23 protein-coding genes, 1 tRNA gene and 1 pseudogene are annotated in these 26,727 nt (G+C 70.9%); 13 read left to right on the plus strand and 12 right to left on the minus strand.

Annotation, left to right across the window (positions count from 1 at the left end):
* Window positions 1-2: 2 nt before the first annotated feature.
* Window positions 3-992, minus strand: a complete 990-nt coding sequence (locus ACVW19_RS13695; protein WP_457459635.1) for an SMI1/KNR4 family protein — start codon at window positions 990-992, stop codon at window positions 3-5.
* Window positions 993-1,345: 353 nt separating this feature from the next.
* Between ACVW19_RS13695 and ACVW19_RS13700 the strand changes: the two genes are divergently transcribed.
* Window positions 1,346-1,876, plus strand: coding sequence for a YwqJ-related putative deaminase (locus ACVW19_RS13700; protein WP_457459637.1), 531 nt, complete (start codon window positions 1,346-1,348; stop codon window positions 1,874-1,876).
* 62 nt (window positions 1,877-1,938) lie between these two features.
* Complete coding sequence (locus tag ACVW19_RS13705; RefSeq protein ID WP_457459639.1) at window positions 1,939-2,472, plus strand: SUKH-3 domain-containing protein; 534 nt, start codon at window positions 1,939-1,941, stop codon at window positions 2,470-2,472.
* 52 nt (window positions 2,473-2,524) lie between these two features.
* Here the strand turns inward: ACVW19_RS13705 and ACVW19_RS13710 are convergent, their stop codons facing one another.
* Window positions 2,525-3,844, minus strand: a complete 1,320-nt coding sequence (locus ACVW19_RS13710; RefSeq protein WP_457459641.1) for a sensor histidine kinase — start codon at window positions 3,842-3,844, stop codon at window positions 2,525-2,527.
* Window positions 3,845-4,894: 1,050 nt separating this feature from the next.
* Between ACVW19_RS13710 and ACVW19_RS13715 the strand changes: the two genes are divergently transcribed.
* The 6 genes from ACVW19_RS13715 (at window position 4,895) to ACVW19_RS13740 (ending at window position 9,894) form a co-directional block, all read left to right on the plus strand.
* A tRNA-Gln gene (locus ACVW19_RS13715) sits at window positions 4,895-4,968 on the plus strand.
* A gap of 112 nt (window positions 4,969-5,080) precedes the next feature.
* On the plus strand, window positions 5,081-6,526 hold the full coding sequence (gene glmU, locus ACVW19_RS13720; RefSeq protein WP_457459643.1) for a bifunctional UDP-N-acetylglucosamine diphosphorylase/glucosamine-1-phosphate N-acetyltransferase GlmU: 1,446 nt from the start codon (window positions 5,081-5,083) through the stop codon (window positions 6,524-6,526).
* Window positions 6,527-6,698: 172 nt separating this feature from the next.
* Window positions 6,699-7,679 (plus strand): ribose-phosphate diphosphokinase, encoded by a 981-nt coding sequence (locus ACVW19_RS13725; protein WP_457459645.1) that lies wholly within the window; start codon window positions 6,699-6,701, stop codon window positions 7,677-7,679.
* A gap of 209 nt (window positions 7,680-7,888) precedes the next feature.
* A complete protein-coding gene (locus tag ACVW19_RS13730) occupies window positions 7,889-8,473 on the plus strand; it encodes a 50S ribosomal protein L25/general stress protein Ctc (RefSeq protein ID WP_457459647.1) in 585 nt (194 codons plus the stop codon).
* Between the two features lie 135 nt (window positions 8,474-8,608).
* Complete coding sequence (pth, locus tag ACVW19_RS13735; protein ID WP_457459649.1) at window positions 8,609-9,241, plus strand: aminoacyl-tRNA hydrolase; 633 nt, start codon at window positions 8,609-8,611, stop codon at window positions 9,239-9,241.
* Window positions 9,242-9,471: 230 nt separating this feature from the next.
* Window positions 9,472-9,894 (plus strand): hypothetical protein, encoded by a 423-nt coding sequence (locus ACVW19_RS13740; protein WP_457459651.1) that lies wholly within the window; start codon window positions 9,472-9,474, stop codon window positions 9,892-9,894.
* Between the two features lie 88 nt (window positions 9,895-9,982).
* On the opposite strand, the gene ppc is transcribed toward ACVW19_RS13740, so the two are convergent.
* A complete protein-coding gene (gene ppc / locus ACVW19_RS13745) occupies window positions 9,983-12,724 on the minus strand; it encodes a phosphoenolpyruvate carboxylase (protein WP_457459653.1) in 2,742 nt (913 codons plus the stop codon).
* Window positions 12,725-13,013: 289 nt separating this feature from the next.
* Here ppc and ACVW19_RS13750 point away from each other — a divergent pair, with 289 nt between their 5' ends.
* From ACVW19_RS13750 to ACVW19_RS13760, 3 genes are read left to right on the plus strand one after another with little or no spacing between them, the layout of a single operon-like run.
* Window positions 13,014-14,045 (plus strand): acyl-CoA desaturase, encoded by a 1,032-nt coding sequence (locus ACVW19_RS13750; RefSeq protein ID WP_457459655.1) that lies wholly within the window; start codon window positions 13,014-13,016, stop codon window positions 14,043-14,045.
* On the plus strand, window positions 14,042-14,719 hold the full coding sequence (locus ACVW19_RS13755; RefSeq protein ID WP_363039416.1) for a TetR/AcrR family transcriptional regulator: 678 nt from the start codon (window positions 14,042-14,044) through the stop codon (window positions 14,717-14,719). The genes ACVW19_RS13750 and ACVW19_RS13755 overlap by 4 nt, the downstream gene beginning before the upstream one ends.
* A 33-nt stretch (window positions 14,720-14,752) precedes the next feature.
* Window positions 14,753-15,004 carry a type II toxin-antitoxin system prevent-host-death family antitoxin gene (locus ACVW19_RS13760; RefSeq protein ID WP_457459657.1) on the plus strand — a complete coding sequence of 84 codons (252 nt, stop codon included), beginning with the start codon at window positions 14,753-14,755 and terminating at the stop codon, window positions 15,002-15,004.
* 22 nt (window positions 15,005-15,026) lie between these two features.
* Here the strand turns inward: ACVW19_RS13760 and ACVW19_RS13765 are convergent.
* Both ACVW19_RS13765 and ACVW19_RS13770 read right to left on the minus strand, forming a co-directional pair.
* Window positions 15,027-15,359, minus strand: a pseudogene (locus tag ACVW19_RS13765) (glyoxalase); the annotation flags it as partial.
* A 24-nt stretch (window positions 15,360-15,383) separates the two neighbouring features.
* A complete protein-coding gene (locus ACVW19_RS13770; protein ID WP_457459659.1) occupies window positions 15,384-16,205 on the minus strand; it encodes a trans-aconitate 2-methyltransferase in 822 nt (273 codons plus the stop codon).
* 113 nt (window positions 16,206-16,318) lie between these two features.
* Between ACVW19_RS13770 and ACVW19_RS13775 the strand changes: the two genes are divergently transcribed.
* The gene (locus ACVW19_RS13775; RefSeq protein ID WP_457459661.1) at window positions 16,319-16,816 is read left to right on the plus strand and encodes a MarR family winged helix-turn-helix transcriptional regulator; all 498 of its coding nucleotides are present in this window, start codon (window positions 16,319-16,321) and stop codon (window positions 16,814-16,816) included.
* Here the strand turns inward: ACVW19_RS13775 and ACVW19_RS13780 are convergent.
* On the minus strand, window positions 16,775-17,554 hold the full coding sequence (locus ACVW19_RS13780; RefSeq protein ID WP_457459663.1) for a LuxR C-terminal-related transcriptional regulator: 780 nt from the start codon (window positions 17,552-17,554) through the stop codon (window positions 16,775-16,777). The two genes, ACVW19_RS13775 and ACVW19_RS13780, sit on opposite strands and share 42 nt — an antisense overlap.
* Window positions 17,555-17,875: 321 nt before the next feature.
* On the opposite strand from ACVW19_RS13780, the gene ACVW19_RS13785 reads away from it, so the two are divergent.
* On the plus strand, window positions 17,876-18,361 hold the full coding sequence (locus ACVW19_RS13785) for a GNAT family N-acetyltransferase (RefSeq protein ID WP_457459665.1): 486 nt from the start codon (window positions 17,876-17,878) through the stop codon (window positions 18,359-18,361).
* A gap of 75 nt (window positions 18,362-18,436) precedes the next feature.
* Here ACVW19_RS13785 and galK read toward each other — a convergent pair whose 3' ends face one another.
* The 6 genes from galK to ACVW19_RS13815 form a co-directional block, all read right to left on the minus strand.
* Window positions 18,437-19,615 (minus strand): galactokinase, encoded by a 1,179-nt coding sequence (galK, locus tag ACVW19_RS13790; RefSeq protein WP_457459667.1) that lies wholly within the window; start codon window positions 19,613-19,615, stop codon window positions 18,437-18,439.
* 30 nt (window positions 19,616-19,645) lie between these two features.
* Complete coding sequence (galE, locus tag ACVW19_RS13795) at window positions 19,646-20,617, minus strand: UDP-glucose 4-epimerase GalE (RefSeq protein ID WP_457459669.1); 972 nt, start codon at window positions 20,615-20,617, stop codon at window positions 19,646-19,648.
* Entirely contained in the window at window positions 20,614-21,678 is a 1,065-nt protein-coding gene (gene galT / locus ACVW19_RS13800; RefSeq protein WP_457459670.1) for a galactose-1-phosphate uridylyltransferase, read from the minus strand. Before galT ends, galE begins: the two co-directional genes overlap by 4 nt.
* A 223-nt stretch (window positions 21,679-21,901) precedes the next feature.
* Entirely contained in the window at window positions 21,902-22,594 is a 693-nt protein-coding gene (locus tag ACVW19_RS13805; protein ID WP_457459672.1) for a helix-turn-helix transcriptional regulator, read from the minus strand.
* A 220-nt stretch (window positions 22,595-22,814) separates the two neighbouring features.
* On the minus strand, window positions 22,815-24,782 hold the full coding sequence (locus ACVW19_RS13810; RefSeq protein WP_457459674.1) for an outer membrane protein assembly factor BamB family protein: 1,968 nt from the start codon (window positions 24,780-24,782) through the stop codon (window positions 22,815-22,817).
* A gap of 121 nt (window positions 24,783-24,903) precedes the next feature.
* Window positions 24,904-26,712: an outer membrane protein assembly factor BamB family protein gene (locus ACVW19_RS13815; RefSeq protein ID WP_457459676.1), complete on the minus strand. Its 1,809-nt coding sequence runs from the start codon at window positions 26,710-26,712 to the stop codon at window positions 24,904-24,906.
* Window positions 26,713-26,727 lie beyond the last annotated feature (15 nt).

The following is a 26,727-nucleotide window of genomic DNA, read 5'->3' on the forward strand; positions in this document are numbered from 1 at the left end:
CCTCACTCCCCCGCGGAGGAAACCGGAACGACCTGCGCGAAGCCGCCGTCCACCATCAGATTCGCCACCGTCTCCAACTCGGGCGGCGACCCCGCCAACCGTGCCAGAAACGCGTCGAAGTCGTCCCCGCACGGCAGCAGCAGCCGCTCCACCCGCTCCGCCGGCGTCCACGACGGATCCACGTCCCGCGCGTCGTCGTACGCGCAGAACCACACCGAACCCACCCGGTCGCCCTTCACCTTCACCGCCAGCAGACCGCCCTGGACGAAAGCGACCCCCAGGTAGTCCTTGGTGAGGTGATCACGCAGACACTTGTTGACATACACCAGGTCATTGACCGCGGCCTCGTCCCGCACCGTGAAGAACGGCTGGTCGACCAGCAGCCCCAACTCCGCGTCCAGCGCCGTCCCCACCGGGGCACAACCACCCGCCACCTTCAGGAACGACCGGTACGCGCCCGGCAGCCGGTACCCGAGGTCCTCCTCGACCTCCAGCACCTGCGCCTCGGTCACCGCGAGCCCCGACTTCGGCAGCCCGAAATGCGCCGGCCGCGTCTCCTGCAACGGCCGCGTCCCCCGCTTGTCCTGGTCCACGCCCGACGTCACCACACCACCGTGGTGCCGCAGCAACGCCTTCACCTCGACCGGCACCAGCTCCAGCCGCCGCGACGCCACCGCGTGATGCCACGTCCAGCCGTGCGGCGTCGCCACCGCCGGCACCGTGTCCCACAGCTCATGACCGGTCGCCGCCAGCGCCGCGTTCGCCGACACGTAGTCCGTCAGCCGCAGCTCGTCGACACCGAAACCCTCCGGCGGCTCCGCGATCTCCGCGGCCGCACGCGCGTACGGCGAGAAATCGGGGTAACCACGCTCGTCCACCCGCACCCCTCTCGGGTGACGGGCCGCCCGCACCGGATCCGGGAAGTGCACGACCTGCCCGGCATAGGCCGCATTCGGCGGCACGGTTTTCTGCCCGAGCCGACCTGTCGTCATGGCGGTTGCCCCCTGCGGCACTCTGTACGACCCACACCGACCACCCTCGGGCCGTTACGGAACGTATTCGACTGTCACGTCTGTTTCGACTGCTTACCGCCACTCCCCCGCCGGTGCCCCGCACGCCCTCCGCACGGCTCACCGCAGGAATCGCGGTGCCGACAGCCTATGCGGTACGACGACACCGGTCACCGGGCACCGGCCGCTCGCCCCTTCGGCTCCGTGACCAAACGTCACCCTCCCGTGACAGTCAGCCCAAACCTGGGCGTGTCACCCCGCCCCAGCTTCCCCATCAGCCACGCCATTTGGCACTCTGTGACCTTCCGGGGGATGCGCGGGAGGAAAAGACGATCATGAATATGACGCAAACAGGGACCCACCAGGGAACCCACACGGGTCGACCCGGCGCCCCCCGCACCGGCGACCCCCGCGTCGGCTGGAGCGCCACCGACGCCGCCCACACCCCCCTCCTCCACCACCGCCGCGACGGCATCCTGCCCACCATCGCCGCCGCCCTCTCCATCCGCGGCGCCACCCTCACCGGCACCGCCGCCCGCGGCGACACACCCCCCGACCTGCACCCCCTCGTCCAGGACTTCCTCGACACCCTCACCAGCGGCCAACGCGACCGCTTCACCGGCCGCTGCGCCGAAACCATCCTCATCTCCCGGCACATCACCGCCGCCGACAACGCCCGCAGCAAACGCGCCGCACGCAAACCCATGACCAACGGCGAAGCGCGCAAAGCACTCAAACAAGCCAAACTCACCGCCCGCCACATCCGCGAGGACGGCGACCCCCTCCACGGAGGCTTCGCCGCCCCCTGCCGCGCCTGCACCGCCCTCACCGCCCACTTCGGCGTCCGCGTCGTCGACCCCGGATAACCCCCGCCCCCCCTACCCCCCGGCACCGACCGGCCACCACCACGACGACGAACGAACGGCAGATGCACACCGACCGCACCCCCGCCCCCCACCACCCGGCCCCACCCGAGCCGGGGGGAACCCCAGCGCGCTTCCCCGACCCCGTCGACGCCGCCCTGCGCACCGCCGGCTGGAAACCAGGCCGCTGGGACATCAGACAAGCCGAAATCTGGGCCGACACCCTGCGCGACCACACCTCACCCGCCGGACACCGCCACGCCGTCTTCCCCTCCGCCGTCGAAGCCTGGGCCGAATTCGGCGGCCTCCACATCACCCCCACCGGCACCGGCCGCCAACTCGCCCCCGCCACCCTCCACCTCGACCCCCTGCACGGCCTCCACATGGCCCGCACCCTCGGCGACCTCGGCCGCGCCCTCGACACCGACGTCTGCCCCATCGGCGCCGAAACCGACACCCACACCCTCATCGCCATCGACACCCAGGGCCGCGTCTACGCCCTCGACCACACCGGCGACTGGTACCTCGGCCACCACATCGACCAGGCCCTCACCGCCCTCGTCACCGGCACCCGACCCGCCCGCCTCACCACCGGCTGACCACCCCTCCGGGCCCTGCCGGCCCGGCTCCCGGCCCCAGCCCGGCCCTCAGCTACGACGCCGGAATCACCGCCGACACCCGAAAACCCCCCGCATCCGTCGGCCCCGACACGAACACCCCACCCAGCGCCGACACCCGCTCCTTCATCCCCACCAGACCGTTCCCACCCGACGGCAACCGCGCCGACGCCCCCGCCTCCGGCGGCGGCTCGTTCTCCACCTGCATCGCGATCTCCGACACCCGATGCGCGAGCCGCACATACGTCTTCGCCCCCGGCGCATGCTTGTGGACGTTCGTCAACGCCTCCTGCACCACCCGATACGCCGTCGACTCCACCTCCCCCGCATACGACCGGCCCTCACCCTCCACCGACAGATCCACCACCACCCCCGCAGCCGCCGACTGCTCCACCAACTCGCCGATCTCCGCCAGCCTCGGCCCCTCGCCCCCCGCGCCCCGCGCCTCGTCCACCGCCCGCGACGCGGCCGCGGCCGCCGCCACACCCACCGCCACCAACGGCACCGCATCCCCCGCGCCCCGGCCCCCGCCGTCCCCACCGGACCGCAGCACCCCGAGCATCTCCCGCAACTCCGTCAACGCCTGCCGGCCCATGTCCCCCACCAGCGCGGCGTTCTTCACCGCCTTCTCCGGATCCTTCCGCGCCACCGCCTGCAACGCCGCCGCATGCACCACCATCAGACTCACCCGGTGCGCGACCACGTCGTGCATCTCCCGCGCGATCCGCGTCCGCTCCTCGTTACGCGCCCACTCGGCCCGCTCCTCGGCCCGCTCCGCCAACAACTGGAGCTCCCGCTCCAGACTGTCCGCCCGCTCCCGCAGACTCTCCATCAACCGCCGCCGCGCCCCCACGTACAACCCCAGCAGCACCGGCGGCGCGGTCAGCCCCAGCGACGTCGTGATCGACGCGAACGGAACGAACCAGTCCCCCAGGGTCAGCTCCCCGCGCGCCATGTCCTGCCGCACCCGCACGAACGTCACGATGAGCGTCCCCACCAGCGACATCCCCGCCAGCGACCCGATGATCCGGCGCGGCAACTCCGACGCGGCCAGCGTGTACAGGCCGACCAGGCCCATCAGAAAGCCCATCTGGGCCGGCGTGATGGCGATCACCACCAGCACCACGGCGATCGGCCAGTGCCGCCGCACCACCAGCACGGAACCCGCCAGCAGACCGAAGACCACCCCCGCGGCCACCGGAATCCCCGCGTCCCGCGCGAACGGGATCCCCTCCAGCCCGCACTCCAGCGCGGACACCGCCGCGAGGCTCACATCCAGCGCGGCACTCCGCCGCCTGCCCCACCACCACGGCCCTCCGCCGGCCGCCACATGGTCTTCCCCCGTCGTGGTCATGCCCTCCAGCCTACGGGCGCGCGGTGCCGCTTTTCCGGGCGGTTTCCCCGACTGAATCCCATCACGACCCGTGACCGTCCGGATGCGATACGGGCCGAAATCACTCGAACTACTGAATCGCACGCCGTTCGATCCCGGAAGCCCGCATTCCGCCCGGACGGTACGCGTATGACACACGCACCAGGCAAATACGCCGACTTCGAGGGGCTGCGGGAGCAGGCGGTGGCGCTGCGGCGGACGGGACTGAGCCGACGCCAGATCCGCGACCCCGGCTCCACGTCGACAACGACGACATCCCCAACCGCCTCCTGGAGGGCGAGCCGCCCCCGGAGTGGACGAAGCGCCCGAACGCGAAGGACGACCTACGGGACAAGGCGAGGGAGCTCCGACTCCAGGGCTGGACGTACGACCAGATCCAGGTCGAGCTGGGCTGCTCCAAGGGCTCGATCTCGCTGTGGGTCAGGGACCTGCCGAAACCGGAGCGACGCGACCCGACGGGACAGGCGAAGCTGGCGGCTCGGAAGAGGTGGGAGCACACGCTGGCGATCCGCGACGCGGAGCGCAAAGAAACCAAGGCGGCGGCACGCCAGGAGATCGGCTCCCTCACCGAGCGAGAGCTGTTCCTTCTCGGCGTTGGCCTCTACTGGGCAGAGGGTGCAAAGGACAAGGCATACAGCCGCCGCGAGTTCGTCCTCTTCGTCAACAGCGACCCAGGCATGATCACGGTGTTCATGGCATGGCTCGACCTGCTCAAGGTCGACCGTGAGCGCCTGCGCTTCCGCGTGATGATCCACGAGTCCGCCGATGTGGAGGGCGCGGAACGCCACTGGGCTGCCCTCGTAGGCATGGACAGCTCCCGCTTCAGCAAAACCACGCTGAAAAGGCACAATCCGAAGACAGTCCGCAAGAACGTCGGGGAGCACTATCGGGGCTGCCTCGTCATCAGCGTCACCCAGAGCGCCGACCTGTACCGGCGGATCGAATCGAGGGGTGGTGGAACGGAATCGTTCTTGGCACCCTGCCAGGCTCCGGTAAGGTCTGATGCAGCAATCCGCCGTAGTGTAATTGGCAGCACGGCACCCTTTGGAGGTGTTTCGGTCTAGGTTCGAGTCCTAGCGGCGGAGCTGTTCATCCGGGCCCTGACACCGCTGTCAGGGCCCGCACTCATACCCCCCTCGAACACCCCCGGTATCCTGCGGTTGTCCACCCCCACCCCATACAGCCGAAGGGCATCCCGTGAGCGCCAACCGCCCGGCAGCCGTCGTCGTACTCGCAGCGGGTGAGGGCACCCGTATGAAGTCGGCCACTCCGAAGGTCCTGCACGACATCTGCGGCCGTTCCCTGGTGGGCCACGTGCTCGCCGCCGCCGGTGAGCTGGAGCCGGAGAACCTGGTCGTCGTCGTGGGCCACGCCCGCGAGCAGGTGACCGCGCACCTCGCCGAGGTCGCCCCCGCCGTCCGCACCGCCGTCCAGGCGGAGCAGAACGGCACCGGGCACGCCGTGCGGATGGGGCTGGAGGAGCTGGGCGGTCCGGTGGAGGGGACCGTGGTGGTCGTCTGCGGCGACACCCCACTGCTGACGGGTGAGACGCTGCGGCAGCTGTCGGCCACGCACTCCGCCGACGGCAACGCGGTGACCGTGCTGACGGCCGAGGTGCCGGACGCGACCGGGTACGGCCGGATCGTGCGGGACGACACCGGCGCCGTGACGGCGATCGTGGAGCACAAGGACGCCACCGATGCGCAGCGGGCGATCCGGGAGATCAACTCCGGGGTGTTCGCGTTCGACGGGCGGCTGCTGGCCGACGCGCTGGGGAAGGTGCGGACGGACAACAGCCAGGGCGAGGAGTACCTGACCGATGTCCTGGGGATCCTGCGTGAGGCCGGGCACCGGGTGGGTGCGTCGGTGGCGGGTGATCACCGGGAGATCGCGGGGATCAACAACCGGGTGCAGCTCGCCGAGGCGCGGCGGATCCTCAACGACCGGTTGCTGACGGAGGCCATGCTGGCCGGGGTGACGGTGGTCGATCCGGCGACGACGTGGGTGGATGTGACGGTGACGTTCGAGCAGGACGTGCTCGTGCATCCGGGGACGCAGTTGCAGGGTGCGACGCATCTCGCCGAGGGCTGCGAGGTCGGTCCGAACACGCGGTTGGCGGACACGCGGGTGGGGGCCGGCGCGCGGGTGGACAACACGGTGTCGGCGGGTGCCGAGATCGGGCCGGAGGCGACCGTCGGGCCGTACGCGTATCTGCGTCCGGGGACGCGGCTCGGGCGCAAGGGCAAGATCGGTACGTACGTGGAGACGAAGAACGCGTCGATCGGTGAGGGGACGAAGGTTCCGCATCTGTCGTATGTGGGGGATGCCACGATCGGCGAGTTCTCGAACATCGGTGCGGCGAGTGTGTTCGTGAACTACGACGGACAGGACAAACATCACACGACGGTCGGGTCGCACTGCAAGACGGGGTCGGACAACATGTTCGTGGCACCTGTCACCGTCGGGGACGGGGCTTACACGGCTGCCGGCTCTGTGATCACGAAGGACGTGCCGCCCGGTTCACTGGCCGTGGCCCGTGGCCAGCAGCGGAACATCGAGGGCTGGGTGGCTCGTAAGCGTCCGGGGAGTGCTTCCGCGAAGGCGGCGGAGGCGGCTTCGCGGGGGTCGGCCGAGGAGGGTTGACCGGAAAGCGGCGCGTCCGATTCGGCGTACCGTGATAAATGCACATCTGCATCCCACCTGCTGAGACGGCTCCTCGCGTACGGACCGAGAGGCCGATCGTGACCGAGCCGCGTAACCCCTCGCCACCCGCGAGTCCCCGCGATACCTGCGAAACCTCTGAGGAGAAAGTGCTGTGACCGGGATCAAGACGACCGGCCAGAAGAAGATGATGTTCTTCTCCGGCCGCGCCCACCCCGAGCTTGCCGAGGACGTCGCCCGCCAGCTGGGGGTCGAGGTCGTCCCGACGAAGGCCTTCGACTTCGCCAATGGCGAGATCTATGTGCGGTACGAGGAGTCGGCCCGTGGTGCCGACTGCTTCCTGATCCAGAGCCACACGGCACCGATCAACAAGTGGATCATGGAGCAGTTGATCATGATCGACGCGTTGAAGCGTGCGTCGGCCAGGTCCATCACGGTCATCGTGCCGTTCTACGGTTACGCGCGGCAGGACAAGAAGCACCGCGGCCGTGAACCGATCTCGGCGCGTCTGATCGCGGACATGATGAAGACGGCGGGCGCGACCCGGGTGCTGACGGTGGACCTGCACACCGACCAGATCCAGGGCTTCTTCGACGGTCCCGTCGACCACCTCTTCGCGTTGCCGCTGCTCGCGGACTACGTGGGCGCGAAGGTGGACCGGGAGAAGCTGACCGTGGTCTCGCCGGACGCCGGCCGGGTGCGGGTGGCGGACCGCTGGTGCGACCGGCTGGGCGCGCCGCTGGCGATCGTGCACAAGCGGCGGGACAAGGACGTGGCGAACCAGGTCACGGTCCACGAGGTGGTCGGCAAGGTGAAGGGCCGCGTGTGCGTCCTGGTGGACGACATGATCGACACGGGTGGCACGATCTGCGCGGCGGCGGACGCGTTGTTCGCGCACGGTGCGGAGGACGTCATCGTGACGGCGACGCACGGTGTGCTGTCGGGTCCGGCGGCGGACCGGCTGAAGAACTCGCGGGTGAGTGAGTTCGTGTTCACGGACACGCTGCCGACTCCGCACGAGCTGAGCGGTGATCTGGACAAGATCAAGGTGCTGTCGATCGCGCCGACGATCGCGCGCGCGGTGCGCGAGGTGTTCGAGGACGGTTCGGTGACGAGCCTGTTCGACGAGCAGTAAGGGTTCTGCAGCCCGGCCCCCTGGTGGTCCGGGTGATCGTTTTGGGTGCGGCCTCCCTCGCCGAGTAGACTGCTGCAGTTGCTCGGCGAGGGAGGCCGTACCGCTTCGTGAGGAGCGGGGTACGGCGGTCCGTAATCGACGTGCTCTTCGTAGCAGGCCGTTCGTGGCCGGGTGACCACGTCCGTAACTGACTTCGAGGAGTGATGAGCATGGCCGATGTGAAGCTGCACGCCGAGACCCGTACCGAGTTCGGCAAGGGTGCCGCGCGTCGTGTCCGTCGTGACAACAAGGTCCCGGGTGTGGTGTACGAGCACGGTCTCGAGCCGCTGCACCTGACGTTCCCGGGCCACGAGCTGCTGCTGGCGCTGCGTACGCCGAACGTGCTGATCAACCTGGTCATCGACGGTGAGGGCAGCCAGCTGGCGATCCCGAAGGCGGTGCAGCGTGACCCGCTGCGCGGTGACCTGGTGCACGTGGACCTGCTGAAGGTGAAGCGGGGCGAGCGGGTCACCGTCGAGATCCCCGTGCACGCCGAGGGTGAGCTGGCCCCGGGTGGCAACCTGCTGGAGCACGTCCTTTCCGCGCTGCCGGTCGAGGCGGAGGCCACGAACATTCCGGACGGCCTGACCGTCTCGGTGCAGGGCCTGGCGGCCGGTGCCGCGGTCCTCGCCAAGGACCTGGTGCTGCCGGAGGGCGTGAAGCTGGCGGTCGAGGAGGACACCGTCGTGCTGCAGGTGCTGGCCGCGCAGGCCGAGGAGGTCTCGGGGGACGAGGACGAGGCCGCCGAGGCCTGATCGTCCTCGTGGGCTTCGTTGCCCGCGGAGGCTTCGCATTCTTCGATGCGCGTCGGCCGCTGTTCCCGTGCGGGGCAGCGGCCGACGCGCATTCAGGACTCGGATGCGCGGATGCGCGGATGTGTGAATGCGTGAATGCGTGAATACGTGGATGAGGGAGACACGGACGTGACGACCGATGACGCGGCGGCACCCTGGCTGATCGCGGGGTTGGGCAATCCGGGGCCGGAGTACGCGATGAACCGGCACAACGTGGGGTTCATGGTGGCGGACCTGCTGGCGGAGCGGGTCGGGGGCCGGTTCAAGCGGGCCGGGAAGGCCCAGGCGCAGGTGGTGGAGGGGCGGATCGGGCCGCCGGGTCCGGCGAGCCGGCGGGTGATCGTGGCGAAGCCGATGTCGTTCATGAACCTGTCGGGCGGTCCGGTGAACGCGCTGCGGGAGTTCTACAAGGTGCCGGTGGCTCATGTGGTGGCGGTCCACGACGAGCTGGACATCGACTACGGGACGCTGCGGCTGAAGCTGGGTGGCGGGGACAACGGTCACAACGGGTTGAAGTCGATGACGAAGGCGTTCGGGCGGGACTATCACCGGGCGCGGTTCGGGATCGGGCGTCCGCCGGGGCGGATGCAGGTGGCGGACTATGTGCTGCGGGACTTCTCGTCGGCGGAGCGCAAGGAGCTGGACTACTTCGTGGACCGGGCGGCGGACGCGGTGGAGTGTCTGGTGATCGAGGGGCTGGAGCGGGCGCAGGGCACCTACAACTCGTGAGCCGGATCCGGTGCCCCACACCCGGCCGAGGTTGACCGACCGTACAGGCATGGCCAAGGATCTCGGCCATGCCTTCTGCCGTCTCCTCCTCCCGGAGCGCTTCCCGGGGCTCTTCCCGAGGCTCTTCCCGAGGCTCCTCCCGGGGCTCTTCCCGAGGCTCCTCCCGGGGCTCCTCCCGAGGTTCCTCCCGGCGTTCCTCCGCCGCGCTGCGGCTGTGCCGGCTCGCGGCGATGGGCGCGGTCACCGTGCTGATCCTGATCGCGGGTGTGTGGGCGTCGTGGGGTACGGCGCAGTACGTGATGCTGACGAAGGGTCGGGAGCGGGGCACGGTCGCCGTGTCGTCGTGCGGTGCGGGGACCTGTGAGGGGGCGTACACGCCGTTGTCGCCGGGCTCGCAGCCGCGGGCCGCGGTCGTGCTGGAGGAAACGGTGGCGGTGGCGGAGGGACGGACGTACACGGTGGTGGTGAAGCCTGACGGGACCGAGGTGGTGCGTTCGGGTCCGGCGGGGGTGCTCTACGCGTGGGTTCCGCTGGGCGGGGCGCTGATGCTGGCGTCGGTGGTGGTGGCGGGCGGGTTGCTGCGGACACGGCCGGCGTGGGTGATGGGGTTGTCGGGCGTGGCGCTGGTGACGGCGGCGTTCCTGGTGAGGTGAGGGCGGGCCCGTACGCGGTCCGGTGTACGACGGACGACGGTGCCCCGGGCCGGTGCGCGGCTCGGGGCACCGTCGTGTGCCGCGGGGGTCAGCCGGTGTTGCGCAGGCCGGCGGCGACTCCGTTGACGGTGAGCAGGAGGGCTCGGGCGAGCAGGGGGTCGGGCTCCGTGCCGGCGGTGGCGGCGTCGCGCTGGCGCTTGAGCAGGGCCACCTGGAGGTAGGAGATGGGGTCGAGGTAGGCGTCGCGGATGGCGAAGGTCTGCTTGAGCACCGGTTCGGCGTCCAGGAGTTCGCTCTCGCCGGTGACGCGGAGCACCTCGGCGACGGTGAGTTCGTGTTCGACGCGGATGGTGTCGAAGACGTGCCCCAGGTGGTCGGGGACGAGGGTGTCGACGTAGTGCCGGGCGATGCGCAGGTCGGTCTTGGCGAGGGTCATCTCGACGTTGGAGATGAAGTTGCGGAAGAAGTGCCACTGTTCGTGCATCTCGTCGAGCACGGTGTCCAGGCCGGCTTCGCGCAGGGCCTTCAGGCCGGAGCCGACGCCGAACCAGCCGGGCACGATCTGGCGGGACTGGGTCCAGCCGAACACCCAGGGGATGGCGCGCAGTCCGTCCAGGCCGGCGCCGGAGTCGGGGCGGCGGGAGGGCCGGGAGCCGAGGTGGAGGTCGGCGAGCTGGTCCACCGGCGTGGAGGCGAAGAAGTAGGCCGGGAGGTCGGGGTCCTCGACGAGCCGGCGGTAGGCGGCGTGGGCGGCGTCGCTGACGACGTCCATGGCGGCGTCCCAGCGGGCGAGCGCGTCGTCGGACTGGCGGGGAGCGGTGTGCAGGGCGGACGCCTGGAGGGTGGCGGCGACGGTCAGTTCCAGGTTTTCCCTGGCGAGTGCGGGGATGAGGTACTTGTCGGAGATGACCTCGCCCTGCTCGGTGACCTTGATCTCGCCCTCGAGGGTGCCCCAGGGCTGGGCGAGGATGGCGTCGTGGGTGGGGCCGCCGCCGCGGCCGACGGTGCCGCCGCGGCCGTGGAAGAGGCGCAGGCGGACGCCGTAGCGGTGGGCGACGTCGCGCAGTCGGCGCTGGGCGCGGTGGATCTCCCACTGGCTGGTGGTGATGCCGCCGAACTTGGAGGAGTCGGAGTAGCCGAGCATGACCTCCTGGACGTCGCCCCTGAGCGCGACGAGGCGCCGGTAGGACGGGTCGGCGAGCATGTCCTCGAGGATGGTGTCGGCGGCCTTCAGCTCGTCGGTGGTTTCGAGGAGCGGGACGATGCCGATCTTCGCCCAGCCGGCGTGCAGGTCGATGAGTCCGGCCTCGCGGGCGAGGACGGTGGCGGCGAAGACGTCGTCGGCGCCCTGGCACATGGAGATGACGTAGGACTCGATGACCTCGGGGCCGAAGATCTCCAGGGCCCGCTTGACGGTCTGGAAGACGCCGAGGGTCTTCTCGCCGGCCGCGTCGACGGGCGCGGGGATGGGGGCGAGGGGGCGGCGTGAGCGCAGTTCCTTGGCGAGGAGCTTGGTGCGGTAGTCGCGGGGCATGTCGGCGTAGCGCCAGGATTCCTCGCCGAGCCGGTCGAACAGCTGGCCGAGGGCGTGGTGGTGGGCGTCGGCGTGCTCGCGTACGTCCATGGTGGCGAGCTGGAGGCCGAAGGCGGCGAGGGTGCGGATGGTGCGGGCGAGCCGGCCGTCGGCGAAGAGACCGCCGCGGTGTTCGCGCAGTGAGGCCTGGATGATCCGCAGGTCGGCGAGGAGTTCGCCGGTGCCGAGGTAGTCGCGGCCGGGCTGGTGCGGGGTGTCCTTGGCGAGGCGCTGCTTGGTGTTCTCGAGCTTCTGCCGGATGCAGGTGGCCTTGAGCCGGTAGGGCTCCTCGGCGTTGAGGCGCTTGTAGCGGGGGCTGATCTCGGGGAGGGCGTCGAGGTCGGCCTTCAGTGAGGTCAGCAGTTCCTCGGTGGCTCCGGCGTAGCGGATGGAGTTGGAGAGGAATCCGCGGAGTTCGTCGATCATCTCCAGGGCGTCGTTGATGCCGTGTTCGTGCTGGAGGATGAGGACGTCCCAGGTCACCTGGGGGGTGACGTTGGGGTTGCCGTCGCGGTCGCCGCCGATCCAGGTGCCGAAGGTGAGGGGGCGGGTGTCGTCGGGGAGCTTGACGCCGACGCGTTCGAGTTCCGCGGTGAGGTCCTCGAGGACGTCGCCGACGGCGCCGGCGTGGAGTTCGTCGAGGTAGTAGATGGCGTTGCGGGCCTCGTCGGCGGGTTCGGGGCGGACCACGCGCAGTTCGTCGGTCTGCCAGACGAGGTCGATGTTCTCGGCGAGGCGGATGTCGAGGCGGCGCCGGTCGGAGGCGATGACGGGGGTGTCGAGGAGGGCGGCGATGCGGCGCAGCTTGTTGAGGACGGAGCGGCGTGCGGCCTCGGTGGGGTGGGCGGTGAAGACGGGGCGGACGTTGAGGTGCCGCACGGTTTCCCGCAGGTGCTCGGGGTCGGCGTCCTTGAGGCGGTCGGCGGTGCGGGCGAGCAGTCCGCCCTCGGTGGCGCGCCGGGCGCGCAGTTCGCGGCCGCGGTGGACCTGCTCGGTGACGTTGGCCAGGTGGAAGTAGGTGGAGAAGGCGCGGACCAGCTTGGCGGCGGTTTCGAGTTCGGTGCCGCGCAGCAGTTCGGCTGCGGCCTCGCCGTCCTCGCGGGTGAGTCGGCGGACCTTTTCGACGAGGTCGAGGAGTTCGGGGCCGTCCTGGCGCACGAGGGTCTCTCCGAGGAGATCACCCAATCGGCGGATGTCGGCCCGCAGTTCGCTGCTCGTGGTCGCCGTGGACACGGTCTGGTCGTCGGCACTGCTCACAGGTGCGGCTCCTTGCAGTGTTGAAGCTGGTCTGGAGGGAACCCGGACGGCGTCTCGGGCGGCTGGTGCCGCATACGGGCCGGGCGTCCGGGAAGGAATCAGAGCGGACCGCGCTGTCCGACCGGCTTCCAGGATAGGTGTCAGCCGGGACGCGCAGGCTCGTGGGCTCGTGCCGCCGGGCCTCGCACTGCCATACTTACGATGCCGTAGGTTACGGGACCGTAGGGAGTGTCGCGCGGTTCCGCTGCCCGGCGTCGCCCTCAACCCTCATACCTCACAGGGGACACGCATGACCTCAGGCCCCGATGTCATCGACGAAGCCTCCAAGAGGCCCGCGCCCGACTCCGACACCGCCGCCGTCCCGTCCGCCACGCTGGGTGGCGAGCGCAAGCGTTCCATCGAGCAGATCACTCTGCTGCTCTTCATCATCGTGCCGTTCCTGGCACTGCTGGCGGCGGTGCCGCTGGGGTGGGGCTGGGGGGTGAGCTGGCTGGACCTCGGGCTGCTGGTGTTCTTCTACTTCCTCGGCTGCCACGGCATCACCATCGGTTTCCACCGTCACTTCACGCATGGTTCGTTCAAGGCGAAGCGGCCGTTGAAGATCGCACTGGCGGTGGCGGGGTCGATGGCGGTGGAGGGGCCGCTGGTGCGCTGGGTGGCGGACCACCGCAAGCACCACAAGTTCTCGGACGCGGAGGGCGACCCGCATTCGCCGTGGCGGTACGGGGAGTCGGTGCCGGCGCTGCTGAAGGGCCTGTGGTGGGCTCATCTGGGCTGGATGTTCGACGAGGAGCAGACCCCGCAGGACAAGTACGCACCGGATCTGATCAAGGACCCGACGCTGCGTGCGATCTCCCGCCAGTTCATTCTGTGGACGGTGTTGTCGCTGGCGCTGCCGGCGCTGATCGGTGGTCTGGTGACGATGTCGTGGTGGGGCGCGTTCACCGGCTTCTTCTGGGGGTCACTCGTTCGGGTGGCTTTGTTGCACCATGTGACGTGGTCGATCAACTCGATCTGCCACGCGGTGGGCAAGCGGCCCTTCAAGTCGCGGGACCGTTCGGGCAACGTGTGGTGGCTGGCGGTCCTGTCCTGCGGTGAGTCCTGGCACAACCTGCACCACGCCGACCCCACGTCCGCGCGGCACGGGGTGGAGCGGGGGCAGCTGGACTCCTCGGCCCGACTGATCCGCTGGTTCGAGCAGTTGGGCTGGGCGTACGACGTGCGGTGGCCGTCACGCTCGCGTATCGATTCGCGCCGTAACAGCCGTAACAGCGGGGAGGGCGGCTCCCGGCGCGGGCGGGAGACGGCTGAGGCGGCATGATGGTCGCTGTGGCGACCGACTCCAGCAACACCTCGAGCAACGACAAGCCGCGGCGGACTCGCCGCACCCGGATGACCGGTGCGGAGCGCCGTCAGCAGCTGCTGGAGATCGGCCGCACGTTGTTCGCCGCGAAGGGTTTCGAGGCCACGTCGGTGGAGGAGATCGCGGCGAAGGCCGGGGTCTCCAAGCCGGTGGTGTACGAGCACTTCGGCGGCAAGGAGGGCCTGTACGCGGTGGTGGTGGACCGCGAGATGCGGCGCCTGCTGGACATGGTGACGGGTTCGCTGACCGCGGGCCATCCGCGGGAGCTGTGCGAGCAGGCGGCGTTCGCGCTGCTGGACTACATCGAGGAGTACACGGACGGTTTCCGCATCCTGGTCCGCGACTCCCCGATCCCGCAGTCGACGGGGTCCTTCGCCTCCCTCATCTCGGACATCGCCACCCAGGTGGAGGACATCCTCGGCCGCGAGTTCAAGAGCCGCGGCTTCGATCCCAAGCTGGCTCCGCTGTACGCGCAGGCGCTGGTGGGGATGGTCGCGCTGACCGGCCAGTGGTGGCTGGACGTCCGCAAGCCGAAGAAGGCGGAGGTGGCCGCGCACCTGGTGAACCTGGCCTGGCACGGCCTGGACGGCCTGGAGCCGAAGCCGCGGCTGATCGGACACCGCAAGAGCTGAATCCTCGGCCCGGACACGTGGCGTCGTGTGCCCATGACCGAGATGACGATCAGCGCGGCCGCCTCCCGGCCGGAGGATCCGGTCCGCCGGCCGGGAGGCGGCCGCGAGCCCGTCGCTCTCACCGACGAGGGCGGCGTGACCGCGCTCCTCGTCGCTCCCCAGGTGATCGAGGATCCGGAAGACGCCCCGGCCGTCGCCGACCACCGGCGCCGGAAGGCCGAGGGGACCCTCGAAGAGGGCATCCCGCACGCGGAGGTCGGACGTCTGCTGGGCCCGCGTCCGTGAGCCGACGGGAACGCCAGCCGGCCGGCTCCAGGAACTCCAGCCGGTCGCCCACCGGGTCCTCGGAGTGGAAGCGCCTGTGGCCGGGGAGGTCGTCGTCCCGGATGACCGGGGCACCGCGGCCCGCCAGGCGGGCGGCGTACGCCTCGATGCCGGCCACCCTCAAGCCGGGGTGAGCCTTCCCGGCGGGCCGGAAGTCGTCCTCGATGCCCAGACGGAGCTGTACGCCTCCCGCCCGGAACCAGCAGCCGCCGCGCACGGCCGGAGCAGGCGGCTTCGGCGCCTCGGTCATGCCGAGGATGTCGGCGCAGTACGCGCGGAGGCGGCCCTCGGAGCCGGGCGGTGCGGCGAGCTGCACATGGTCGACGGCGGTGAGCGTCCGTCACGCCTCCTTGACGGCGACCGCGAAGACGCGGCGGAAGGGGAACGGGGTGCCGTGCGGGCCCGCCGGGTAGGCGGCGCGCAGGGCGGTGCGGTACTCCTCGACGAAGGCGTCCCGTGCCCCGGGGTCGTCGGCGAGGGCGGTGAGGACGGGCCGCAGGCCGGTGCCCCTGACCCAGTCCAGGACGGGGTCCGGCCCGTGCAGCAGGTGGATGTACGTCGTCTCCCACACGTCGGCCGTGCAGCCGGCGCCGGTGAGGTGGTCCAGGTAGGCGGCGGGGGTGAGGACGGCGCCGGCGTGGCGCAGGGTGCCGGAGAGGCGGGCCCGCCAGCGCGGGGAGTCGGCGAGTCCGCGCATGAGGGTGTGGCTGGGGGCGTCGAAGTTGCCGGGCACCTGGAAGGCGAGGGCGCCGCCGGGGGTGAGCGAGGCGATCCAGTCGGCGAACCGGTCCGTGTGCCCGGGGATCCACTGCAGGGTGGCGTTGCTGATGATCAGGTCGTACGGCCGGCCGGGCGTCCAGGTGCGGACGTCGGCGCGGGCGAAGTCCAGCCGGCCGCCGCCCGGGGTCGGGCCCTGGTGGTCGACGTGGGCCTTGTCGAGCATCTCGGGCGAGTTGTCGTAGCCGGTGATGCGGGCGGCCGGCCAGCGGTCGGCGAGCAGGGCGGTGACGTTTCCGGCGCCGCAGCCGAGGTCGGCGATGCGGGGCGGGTCACCGGGGAGCTCGGGGACGCGGGCGAGGAGGTCGAGGAAGGGGCGGGTGCGCGGACCGGCGTGACGCAGGTACTGGAGGGGGTCCCAGGTGGGATCGGTGACCGCGGGCATGGAGCCTCCTGGAGTCGGCCGACGGGTACCCAGCGTCCCGCACACACTGTCTCGCCGTCAAGAAACTTGACCTCAAGAGACTTCACATCGACACAACCACTACACTGATCGCCATGGAGGACGAGGTCGATCGGCTGGTCGCAGCATGGCGCCGGGAGCGCCCGGACCTCGACGTGGAACCGCTCGAGGTCCTCAGCAGGGTGAGCAGGCTCGCCCGGCACCTGGACCGGGCCCGCAGGCTCGCGTTCTCCGAGCACGGCCTGGAGCCCTGGGAGTTCGACGTACTGACCGCGCTGCGCCGCGCGGGCACCCCCTACCAGCTCTCGCCGGGGCAGCTGCTCACCCAGACACTGGTGACCTCGGGCACGATGACCAACCGCATCGACCGCCTGGCCAAGAAGGACCTGGTCGCCCGGCTGCCCGATCCCAACGACCGGCGCGGCGTCCTGGTCCGCCTCACGGACGAGGGCCGCGACCGCGCCGACCAGGCACTGGCCGGGCTGCTGGCGCAGGAGCGGGCGATCCTCGCCGAGCTCTCCCACACCCAGCGCGGCGAACTGGCGGGCCTGCTACGCCGGCTGACCGCCCCGTTCGACAACGTCCCGGGCTGAGGCCTGCCCGAGGTCGACGGGCCCCACGCCCGCCCGCCGGGCGAGGGCGACGGCGGCGAGCGTGGAGTGCACGCCCAGCTTGCCGAGCACGTTCTGCATGTGCGTACGGACGGTGTGCGGGGACAGGTACAGGCGCTCGGCGACGGCCTTGCGCCCCAGGCCCGCCACCATGCACCGCAGCACCTCCCGTTCCCGCGGGGTCAGGGACTCCACGAGCCGTTCGCTCTCCGTGCGGTGCTTGCGCGCGGCGGTCAGTTCACGCAGGACGCCGGTGAGCAGGGCGGGCGGCAGATGCGTCTCGTCGCGCAGCACGCCCCGGATGACGGTGAGCAGCCGGCTCAGCGAGCAGTCCTTGGCCACCCAGCCGCCGGCGCCGGCCTGCAGGGCGAGCGCGGCGCGGCGCGGGTCGTCCTTCTCGGCGAGCACCACGATCCTTACCTGCGGGTGGACCGAACGCACCCCGGTGACCAGGGACATTCCGTCGACGAGGCCGTCCTCGTCGGCCGCCTGCACCGGTAAGACGGACCGGCCGCCCGTCATCGTGCCGCCCAGGTCGGCGTCGACGAGGATCACGTCGAACCGCCGCCCCTCGCCGACGGCGCGCTCCAGGCAGCGCAGCGCGGCCGGGCCGCTGCCCGCCGCGGACACCTCGACGTCGGGCTCCGCGGCCAGGGCCGCGGCGAGCGACTCGGCGAAGATGCGATGGTCGTCGACGACCAGGACTCGGACACGTTGCACGAAACCCCCTTCCCCGAGCTCTCTGCAGAGCTGGGGACTACCCCATGGTCGGAGGACGACACCCACCCGGCGCGGGTGCGAACCCGAAGCCCGGTCCCGGACTCACCGGACCGGCCTCGACCGGACCCGGGACGGACCGTTCGGCACCGCCCGGCCGCCGCCGTGCGCCCCCGCCGCCCCGCCCCGGGCCTCGTACCCGAGTGTCTCGCCCCCCTGAACGGCGCCGGCCCCCACCGGCGCTGTTCATCAGAGTACGGGCGGGGGCGGTCGGCGGAAGGTTATTTGCAGAACTGGCGGCCTTGCGCGTTTATGGTGAGCCGCATGTTTCGTCTTGAGGCAGAAGTCGACAGAGCCCGACGTGATCTGCTCCGCAGGCGGCTGCGGGACACCAATACGGCTGCCTCACCGGTGCTGCGCGCCCTGCGCGGAACCCCCGACGAACGCGAGTCCCCTTTGCACGTGTGGGCATCGGACCCGGCCGGCGTTCTGGCGGGCGGCCTGGTCGGCCACACCTGGACGACCTGGCTGCACGTGACGTACCTGTGGGTCGACGAACGCCACCGCGGCGCGGGCCTCGGCGCCCTCCTCCTCTCCACGGCGGAACGCATCGCCGCCGACCGGCGCGGCTGCCGCGCCTCCCGCGTGGAGACCTGGGACTTCCAGGCCCCGGAGTTCTACCGACGCCACGGCTACGAGGTGGTCTGCGCCATCCCCGACTACCCCCCGGGCATCACGGAGTACACCCTGACCAAGCCCCTGGAGCCGGCCGCTGAAACCCGCCGAACCCGCCGAACCCGCCGAAGGTGACACCGCCCCGCCGCCACATCACGCCATTCGGCGCCCGAGCGCTTCTTCCGTCGCGCGGGACGGTGCGTCCGGCGCTCAGCGCACCCGTCGTGCCCCGGCCGAAGGCACCGCCTCGAAGATGCGGGGGGTCTTGAAGCCGGCCGTCGTGAAGGTTTTCCGTATCGCCTCGGTGATGGTGTCCACCTCCGTCGCCTCGGCCAGGACGATGGCGGAGCCGCCGAAGCCGCCGCCGGTCATGCGGGCGCCGAGGGCGCCGGAGGCCAGGGCCGTGTCGACGACCAGGTCGAGTTCGGGGCAGGAGACGCGGAAGTCGTCCCGGAGGGAGGCGTGGCCGGCGGCGAGGACCGGGCCGATGGCGCGGGTGTCGCCCGACTCCAGCAGGGCGATCACCCGTTCCACCCGCTCGTTCTCGGTCACGACATGGCGGACCAGGCGGCGGACCTCCTCCTCGTCGCCCAGCCGGGCCAGGGCCGCGTCCAGGTCCGCGTGGGCCACGTCGCGCAGGGCGTCGACGCCCAGCAGGGCGGCGCCCTTCTCGCAGCCGGCCCGGCGCTTGCCGTACTCGCCCTCGCTGTGGCTGTGCTTGACGCGGGTGTCGACGACCAGCAGGCGCATGCCCTCGGCGGCCAGGTCGAAGGGTATCTGCCGCTGGGAGAGGTCGCGGGTGTCGAGGAACAGCGCGTGGCCGCTCTCGCAGCAGGCGGACGCCGTCTGGTCCATGATGCCGACGGGGGCGCCGACGTAGACGTTCTCCGCGCGCTGGCACAGGCGGGCCAACTGCCAGCCGCGCAGGCCCAGTTCGTACAGGTCGTTCAGGGCCAGGGCGACGGCGACCTCCAGGGCCGCCGAGGAGGACAGGCCGGCTCCGGCCGGGACCGTGGAGGCGAGGTGGATGTCCGCGCCGGTCACCGGGTGGCCTGCCTCGTGCAGGGCCCAGACGACGCCCGCCGGGTAGGCGGTCCAGTTCTTGTCCGTGCCGGGGGTGAGGGAGTCCACCGTCAGTTCCACGACGGGCGCGTCCGCGTCCGCGGAGTGCAGGCGCAGGACGCCGTCGTCGCGCCGGGAGACCGCCGCGACCGCGGTGTGCGGCAGGGCGAACGGCATGACGAAGCCGTCGTTGTAGTCGGTGTGTTCGCCGATGAGGTTGACCCGGCCCGGCGCCGCCCAGACGCCGTGCGGTGCGGCTCCGTACAGTTCCCGGAATCGCTCGCCGACCGTTCCCTCGGCCGTCTCGCCGGCGTTGGACTCGCGCATACCCTGCCCCTGACCCTTCGTCACGTACTGCTAAACGCCTTGCCCGGTGTGCCGCTGCGCGAACTCCCACGCGTCCGCGACGATGCCCGGGAGGTCGGCGCGGGACGGCTTCCAGCCCAGTTTCTCGCGGGCCGTGGCGGCCGACGCCACCAGGACCGCCGGGTCGCCGCCCCGACGGGGGGCCACGACCTCGGGGATCGGGTGACCGGTGACCTGACGGACCGTCTCGACGACCTCGCGGACGGAGAAGCCGTTGCCGTTGCCGAGGTTGCAGATCAGGTGTTCACCCAGGGCCGCCGCCTTCAGCGCCAGCAGGTGTGCCTCGGCCAGGTCGGCGACGTGGATGTAGTCGCGTACGCAGGTGCCGTCCGGCGTCGGGTAGTCGTCGCCGTAGACGCTGATCGCCTCGCGCCGGCCCTGGGCGACCTGGAGGACGAGCGGGATCAGGTGGGACTCGGGGTCGTGCCGCTCGCCGAAGTCGCCGTACGCGCCGGCCACGTTGAAGTAGCGCAGCGAGACCGCGCCCAGGCCGTGCGCCGCCGCCTCGCCGGTGATCATGTGGTCGACGGCGAGCTTGGAGGCACCGTAGGGGTTGGTGGGCCGGGTCGGGGCGGATTCGAGGATCGGGACCTGTTCGGGCTCGCCGTAGGTCGCCGCGGTGGAGGAGAAGACCAGCCGGCGCACGCCCGCCGAACGCATCGCGTCCAGCAGCGCCATGGTGCCGCCTACGTTGTTCTCCCAGTACTTCTCGGGCCGCACGACCGACTCCCCGACCTGGGAGAACGCGGCGAAGTGCAGGACGCCGTCGAAGGAGGGGTCCAGCCAGGTGGCGGCGGAGCGGATGTCGCCCTCGATGAAGGACGCACCGGCCGGGACGGCCTCGCGCAGTCCGGTGGAGAGGTTGTCGAGGACGACGACCTCGTGGCCGGCTTCCAGCAGATGCTGGGCCACGACACTTCCGACATAGCCCGCGCCACCGGTGACCAGATACTTCCCGCTCATGAACTCGCTACCTCCCGCAGTCGCTCGGCCGCGCGCTCCGGCGGCACGTCGTTGATGAACACGTTCATACCGGACTCGGAACCCGCGAGGAACTTCAGCTTGCCGGGGGCGCGGCGAATGGTGAAAAGCTCGAGGTGGAGCGCGAAGTCGTCGCGCGTGACCCCGTCGAACTCCGCCGGCATGCCGAACGGGGCCTGGTGCCAGGCCGCGATGTACGGCGTCGGGGACCCGCCCTCCCCGCCGAAGATCCGGTCGAACCGCCGCAACAGTTCCAGGTAGATCCGGGGGAACTCCGCGCGTGCCGCCTCGTCGAGTCCGAGCAGGTCGGGCACCCGGCGCCTCGGGTACAGGTGGACCTCGTAGGGCCAGTGCGCCGCGTAGGGCACGAAGGCGGCCCAGTGTTCCCCCTCCAGGACGACCCGCTCGCCCGCGAGCTCCTCCGCCAGGACGGCGTCGAACAGATTTCCCCCTCCGGTTTCCTCCTTGTGCGCGGCCACCTGGCGCAGCATCAGGGCGGTGCGGGGGGTGGTGAACGGATAGGCGTAGATCTGCCCGTGCGGGTGCTGGAGGGTGACGCCGATCTCGGCTCCCCGGTTCTCGAAGCAGAACACCTGCTCGACGGAGGGCAGATGGGACAGCTCCGACGTCCTGTCCGTCCAGGCGTCCAGGACCAGCCGGGCCTGCCGCTCGCTCAGGTCGGCGAAGGAGGCGTGGTGGTCGGAGGTGAAGCAGACGACCTCGCAGCGGCCGGAGTCACCGGCCAGTGAGGGGAAGCGGTTCTCGAAGACCACGACGTCGTACGAGGAGTCCGGGACCTCGCTGAGCCGGTCGCCCTCGGAGGGGCACAGGGGGCATTCGTCGGCCGGGGGGTGGTAGGTGCGGCCCTGCCGGTGGGAGGCGACGGCGACACGGTCGCCGAGCAGCGGGTCGCGGCGGATCTCGGACGTCGTGACGGTGGCGGCCAGTGGGCGGCGGTCGGCCGCGTCGCGCACGGTGTCGTCGCGCAGGTCGTAGTAGATGAGTTCGCGACCGTCGGCCAGCCGGGTCGAGGTCTTCTTCACGCCGGACGCTCCATTCGAGCCGTTCACCGCACTGTTTTCCGCACAGCGCTGTTTTCTGCACAGCGCCGCCTTCACACTCTTCCAACAGAACCCAACACACCAAAACACAACACACCACAGCCGTCAATGTCACCATCGCGGGCACCACGCCGGAGAAACAGGAGCAGGGAGCAGAGGTGGGGGTGTCCGGCACCGCGGACACCCCCACCTCTGCTCCCTGCTCCTACTGCCCGGAGTGCGCCGTCCCCCGCACCGGCCCCACCCGGTCCAGCAGTCCCGTCCGGGCCGCCAGCGCCGCCGCCTCCAGCCTGGAGCCCACACCCAGTTTCATCAGCACGCGCTGCACATGCGTCCGTGCCGTGGACGGCGCTATCCCCATGCCCTCCGCGATCAGCCGGGTGTCCTCGCCGTCGGCCACCCGGACCAGGACCTCCACCTCGCGCGGGGTCAGCATCCGCAGCAGCCGCTGCCCCTCGTCGTCCGGTTGCACCGCCGGATTCAGCAGCTCGCCGAACGCCCCCTGCAGCAACTGCGGCGCCACCGCGGCCTCCCCCGCCCGCGCCTTCATGATCGCCCGTTCCACGCCCTCGATGCGTTCGTCGTGCCGCACATAGCCGGACGCCCCCGCCGCGAACGCCGCCGCGATCCCGCGAGGGCTGGGCACCGGGCCCAGCACCAGCACCGCCACCTGCGGCCGCTCCCGCTTGATCTTCACCACCGGATCGAAGATGCCGGGCTCCGCCGGCGCCGCCGTCCCCAGCAGGCACACCTCCGGCGCCCTGCTGATCACCAGATCCGCCGCCCCCGCCACCGGTGCCGCCGCGGCCAGCACCCGGTGTCCCCGCAGCTTCAACGCCGAGGCCAGCGCCTCGGCGAGCAGCCGGTGGTCGTCGACCACCATCAACCGCACGCCCATGTATCAACCCCCCATACCGCGAGCGCACCCCCGTGCGCCGCCTCCCCGTCCGGTCCCGGAAGCTACACGCTTGTTCGACGTTGCGCTCCCCCTACCGGCGAGAATCGCCCCGGATCACCGAAATTCTCGTATTCGGTGGCGATGGGCACCCGATGAGCGGTACGCGTACGGCCCCGCCCCTGAGCAGGGGCGGGGCCGTACGAACGGGCCGACGGAACGATCAGTCGGTACCGAAGGCGATCGCCAGGTACTCCTTCCTGTCCAAGGTGGACTCGCTGGCGTACACCTTCGACATGTACAGGCGCCCCTGCGAGAACAGCACCTCGGCGCTCCTGGGCGACATGTCCGTCTCCACGTCCCGCACCGACTCCGTCGCCGGGTTCTCCAACAGCTTGGTCTGCTTGAAGGTGCCGCCGTCGATGCTCACGACCTGCCCGCCCTTGTCGTAGGGCGGCCGCTTGTACGCCAGGACGTTGCCGCCGTCCATGCGCAGCGGGGTGATCGTGTAGCCGTCGCCGGCCTCGGCGCGCTGGCCGGTCTGCTTGCCGGTGGCCAGGTCGAAGGCGACGATCTCGTTGGTCCTGGTGAACTCGCCCGTGCCCTCGCGCTCCTCGGTCGGGATGTACAGCCGGTCGTTGCCGACCGCCAGCCCGTTGCAGTATTCGATCCTGGTGATGCCGTCGCAGCGGGCCGCGAACTCCTCACCGGGCGCGGAGATGCGGGTACGCAGCTTGCCGGTCTTGTTGTCGATGGAGAAGAAGTCCGAGATGCCGCTGCCGTCACCGGCGGAGTCGCCGACGTCGGCGGCCACGACCAGCGGGTCGGTGGACACGACCGCGGCGTACTCGATGCCCTCGGTCATCTTGTACTCGGAGATCACCTTGCCGGACTTCGGGTCGATGGTCTGGATGTGCAGCTGCCGCTGCTCGTACGAACCGCACTTGCGCACCGCGACCAGCTTCGGGCCGCCGCCGTACCCGGAGTCGTAGCAGGAGTCGGACGTCTTGGGCGCCCACAGGAGCTTGCCGGAGGTGAGCTCCCAGGCGGCGCCGCCGCTGGTGCTGGCCGCCGCGACGGTGTTCCCGCTGACGGTGACGTTGTTGAAGCTGATCTCCTGGGTGCCGGACTTGGCCGTCTCGGACCACAGCTTCTCGCCCGTGGCGAGGTCGAAGGCCGCGACCTGCGTGCACCGCTGCGGATCGTTCTTGGTCGGCATCCTCGGCTTGTAGACGATCGCCGTCTTGCCGTCCTCGGTGACGTGGTCGCTGGCCTCGCACACCGGTCCGGGCAGGTCGAGCGTCCACACCTTGCTGCCCTTGACGGCGTCGTAGCCGACGACCTCGGCGACGCCGCTCTTGGCGTACACCGTGTCGGTCAGCCAGGAACCGGAGACGGAGACGGTCGAGCTGTCCTTCGAGACCTTCGGCGCCGGAACCTGGAAGAGGACCTTGGCGGAGGGGTCGGCCGGGGCCTTCTCCTTGCTGCCGGCGGTGGAGTCGCCGCCGTTCTTGGCGTCCTTCTCGCCGCCGTCGGTGCCGCCCGAGTCCGCGGTGGTCTCCTTGTCGCCGCCGGACGAGGACGAGTACCAGACGCCGGCGCCGACGATCAGGGCGATGGCCACGACCGCCGAGACGATGATGGCCAGCTGCGCGTTGATCTTCCGCCCGCCGCCGGGCCCGCCGGGGTGCGGCGGCATCGGCACGGTCGGGTGCGGATAGCCGTAACCGGGCTGGCCGTACGGCTGCTGCGGGTGTCCGTACGCACCTGGCTGGCCGTACACACCTGGCTGACCGTACGGCTGCTGCGGCTGGCCGTACGGGCTCGGCTGACCCGGGTAGCCGTAACCGGCCGGGGGCTGCTGCGGGTAGCCGTACCCGGGCGGCGGCGTCGGGCCCGTCGGCGTGGGCGGGGTCTGCGGGGCGGCCTGCGGCGACTGCTGCGGGGCCTGCGGGGCCTGCGGGGCCTGCGGGGCCTGCGGGTAGCCGTATCCCGGCTCCGGGGCCTTGCTGAGGTCCGGCCCGCCCGGGACGGACGGCGGCTGCTGGGCCGGCGGCTGCGACGGATCGGTCGGCGGACCGAAACCCGGCGGCGGGGCCGGCGTGGCCGGCTGCTCGGGCTGTGACGGCTCGGGCTGCGGCCGCTCGGGCGGCTGCGGAGGCTGGTTGGGCGGCTGGGGCGGCTGCGTCATGACGTGTAGACCTCGAAAGGATCGAAGAACTCGAAGGAGGGGAAGGACGGCGGGGAAGTGGCCGGACGGAGCGAGGGCGCCGGCCGTACCCGGCCGACGCGCCTCACCACTGCTGCGCGCCTCACTTGCCGTAGGCGAGCATCAGCTTCTCCTTCGACTCGTCATTGCCGGACAGCCGGGTCGTCGAGATGTAGAAACGGCCGTCGACCCAGTCGATCGCCTTGCTGAAGAAACCGTTCTCGATCTCCGCGACGCCCTGCGGGTTCTGCATCAGCGTGACCGGCTCGTGGCTGCTGCCGGTGGTCGGGATGGACACGACCCGGCCGCCCGCGTCGTACGACGGCTCCACGTAGGCGATGAGCTTGTCGCCCTCGACCTTCATGGGCACCATCGAGTCCGCCGCCGGGGACTTCACCCGCCACTTCTCCTTGCCGGTGGCGAGGCTGATCGCGACGATCTCGTTGGCCCCGGTGGTCGCCTTGGTGGGCAGGTAGAGGGTGTCCGCGTCGGCGGCGACGCCCTCGCAGCCCTGGAGGTCACGGGCGAGGATGGCCCAGCCGCACTCGGCGGCGAAGTCCTCGTCGACGACGACCTGGGAGCGGAACGAGCCGCCGGCGCCGAGCGTGGAGATGTTCCACGCCTTCTTGTCCTTGTTGGTGCTGTAGATGACCACCGGGTCGACGGAGTAGGCGCGCTCGACGCGCCAGCCCTTGTCGAACTTCCGGGTCCACTTCACCTTGCCGGTCTTCGGGTCGAGCTCCTGGACCTCGTCGTGCTCGTTGTCGCCGCCGGCGCCACAGGAAGCGACCTGGACCAGCCGCTCGCCGCCCGCGAAACCGGCGGGGAAGCAGGCGTCGGCGTACTTCTTCTTGTCGTACATCTTGTCGCCGGAGGTGACGTCGAAGGCCGTGCCGGACTGCGAGCGTCCCACCATCAGCGTGTTGCCGCTGAGGGTCATCTCGATGGAGATCGCGGAGTCGAACAGCCCGCCGTCCTCGACCTTCTGTGTCCAGCCCTTCTCGCCGGTGTCGAGGTCGACGAGCTGGAGCTGGTTGCACTTGGCCCGGTCGCTGCTGCCGCTCATGTACGCGATGACGACCTTGTCGTCGGACGTCTTCTCCGGGGTGACCGCACAGATCTCCTCGGGGAAGGCGATGGGCTCCCAGGTCGGCTTGCCGTCGGCGACGTTGTAGGCGGAGAGCTCCTTGTAGGCCGCCTTCACCGCCGCCTTGTCGGTGATCCACATGCCGGGGGCGTCGGCTCCGGAACGGGGCGCGTCGGGCGCCTCCTTGTACCAGAGCACCTTGGACTCGCCGGACTTGCGGCCCTCGTTGAGGTCCTCCGGGTCCGAGCCGCCGTCGCCGCTGCCGTCGCCCGGATCGACCGGGGCGCCGGAGGCGTCGGGCTCGGGGGCGTCGCTCTGCTGGGCGACGGGCTTCTTGTCCTGCTTCCCGTCGTCGCCGGAGACCGCCCACACGGTGCCGCCGACCACCAGCAGCGCCGTCACCACCGCGGCACCGATGATCATGGCGGGCTTGCCCTTGAAGGGGTTGCGGGAGCCGGGCCCCGGCTGCGGGGCACCGGGCACGCCCGGGTACTGCGGCTGCGGGTAGCCGTAGCCCGGCTGCCCGTACGGGCCGGGCTGCTGCGGCTGGCCGTAGGGCCCGGAAGCGTACGGGCCGGAGGCGTACGGCCCCGGCTGCCGGCCGTACGGGCCCGGCTGCTGGGGCGGAGCCTGCTGCGGGTAGCCGTACCCCGGCTGCGGCGGCACACCGGACGGCGGGCCCTGCGGGGACGGCGGGGACGGCGGGGTCTGGGGCGGGCCCTGCGGGGGTGGCGGGGTCGGAGCCCCGAATCCGCCACCCGACGCGGACGGATCCTGTGGTGCTCCGAAGCCGCCCTGCGGCGGCTGGTTGGGCGGCTGAGCCATCAGCGCGTTCCCCCC

This window comes from Streptomyces sp. TE5632 (assembly GCF_054061295.1).

What these genes read in the sequence shown, in the direction of transcription:
- ACVW19_RS13695 (WP_457459635.1), bottom strand. Translation starts at nt 992, where the DNA reads ATGACGACAGGTCGGCTCGGGCAGAAAACCGTGCCGCCGAATGCGGCC.
- ACVW19_RS13700 (WP_457459637.1), top strand. Translation starts at nt 1,346, where the DNA reads ATGAATATGACGCAAACAGGGACCCACCAGGGAACCCACACGGGTCGA.
- ACVW19_RS13705 (WP_457459639.1), top strand. Translation starts at nt 1,939, where the DNA reads ATGCACACCGACCGCACCCCCGCCCCCCACCACCCGGCCCCACCCGAG.
- ACVW19_RS13710 (WP_457459641.1), bottom strand. Translation starts at nt 3,844, where the DNA reads ATGACCACGACGGGGGAAGACCATGTGGCGGCCGGCGGAGGGCCGTGG.
- ACVW19_RS13730 (WP_457459647.1), top strand. Translation starts at nt 7,889, where the DNA reads ATGGCCGATGTGAAGCTGCACGCCGAGACCCGTACCGAGTTCGGCAAG.
- pth (WP_457459649.1), top strand. Translation starts at nt 8,609, where the DNA reads ATGCGTGAATACGTGGATGAGGGAGACACGGACGTGACGACCGATGAC.
- ACVW19_RS13740 (WP_457459651.1), top strand. Translation starts at nt 9,472, where the DNA reads ATGGGCGCGGTCACCGTGCTGATCCTGATCGCGGGTGTGTGGGCGTCG.
- ACVW19_RS13750 (WP_457459655.1), top strand. Translation starts at nt 13,014, where the DNA reads ATGACCTCAGGCCCCGATGTCATCGACGAAGCCTCCAAGAGGCCCGCG.
- ACVW19_RS13755 (WP_363039416.1), top strand. Translation starts at nt 14,042, where the DNA reads ATGATGGTCGCTGTGGCGACCGACTCCAGCAACACCTCGAGCAACGAC.
- ACVW19_RS13760 (WP_457459657.1), top strand. Translation starts at nt 14,753, where the DNA reads ATGACCGAGATGACGATCAGCGCGGCCGCCTCCCGGCCGGAGGATCCG.
- ACVW19_RS13770 (WP_457459659.1), bottom strand. Translation starts at nt 16,205, where the DNA reads ATGCCCGCGGTCACCGATCCCACCTGGGACCCCCTCCAGTACCTGCGT.
- ACVW19_RS13775 (WP_457459661.1), top strand. Translation starts at nt 16,319, where the DNA reads ATGGAGGACGAGGTCGATCGGCTGGTCGCAGCATGGCGCCGGGAGCGC.
- ACVW19_RS13785 (WP_457459665.1), top strand. Translation starts at nt 17,876, where the DNA reads ATGTTTCGTCTTGAGGCAGAAGTCGACAGAGCCCGACGTGATCTGCTC.
- galK (WP_457459667.1), bottom strand. Translation starts at nt 19,615, where the DNA reads ATGCGCGAGTCCAACGCCGGCGAGACGGCCGAGGGAACGGTCGGCGAG.
- galE (WP_457459669.1), bottom strand. Translation starts at nt 20,617, where the DNA reads ATGAGCGGGAAGTATCTGGTCACCGGTGGCGCGGGCTATGTCGGAAGT.
- ACVW19_RS13805 (WP_457459672.1), bottom strand. Translation starts at nt 22,594, where the DNA reads ATGGGCGTGCGGTTGATGGTGGTCGACGACCACCGGCTGCTCGCCGAG.
- ACVW19_RS13810 (WP_457459674.1), bottom strand. Translation starts at nt 24,782, where the DNA reads ATGACGCAGCCGCCCCAGCCGCCCAACCAGCCTCCGCAGCCGCCCGAG.
- ACVW19_RS13815 (WP_457459676.1), bottom strand. Translation starts at nt 26,712, where the DNA reads ATGGCTCAGCCGCCCAACCAGCCGCCGCAGGGCGGCTTCGGAGCACCA.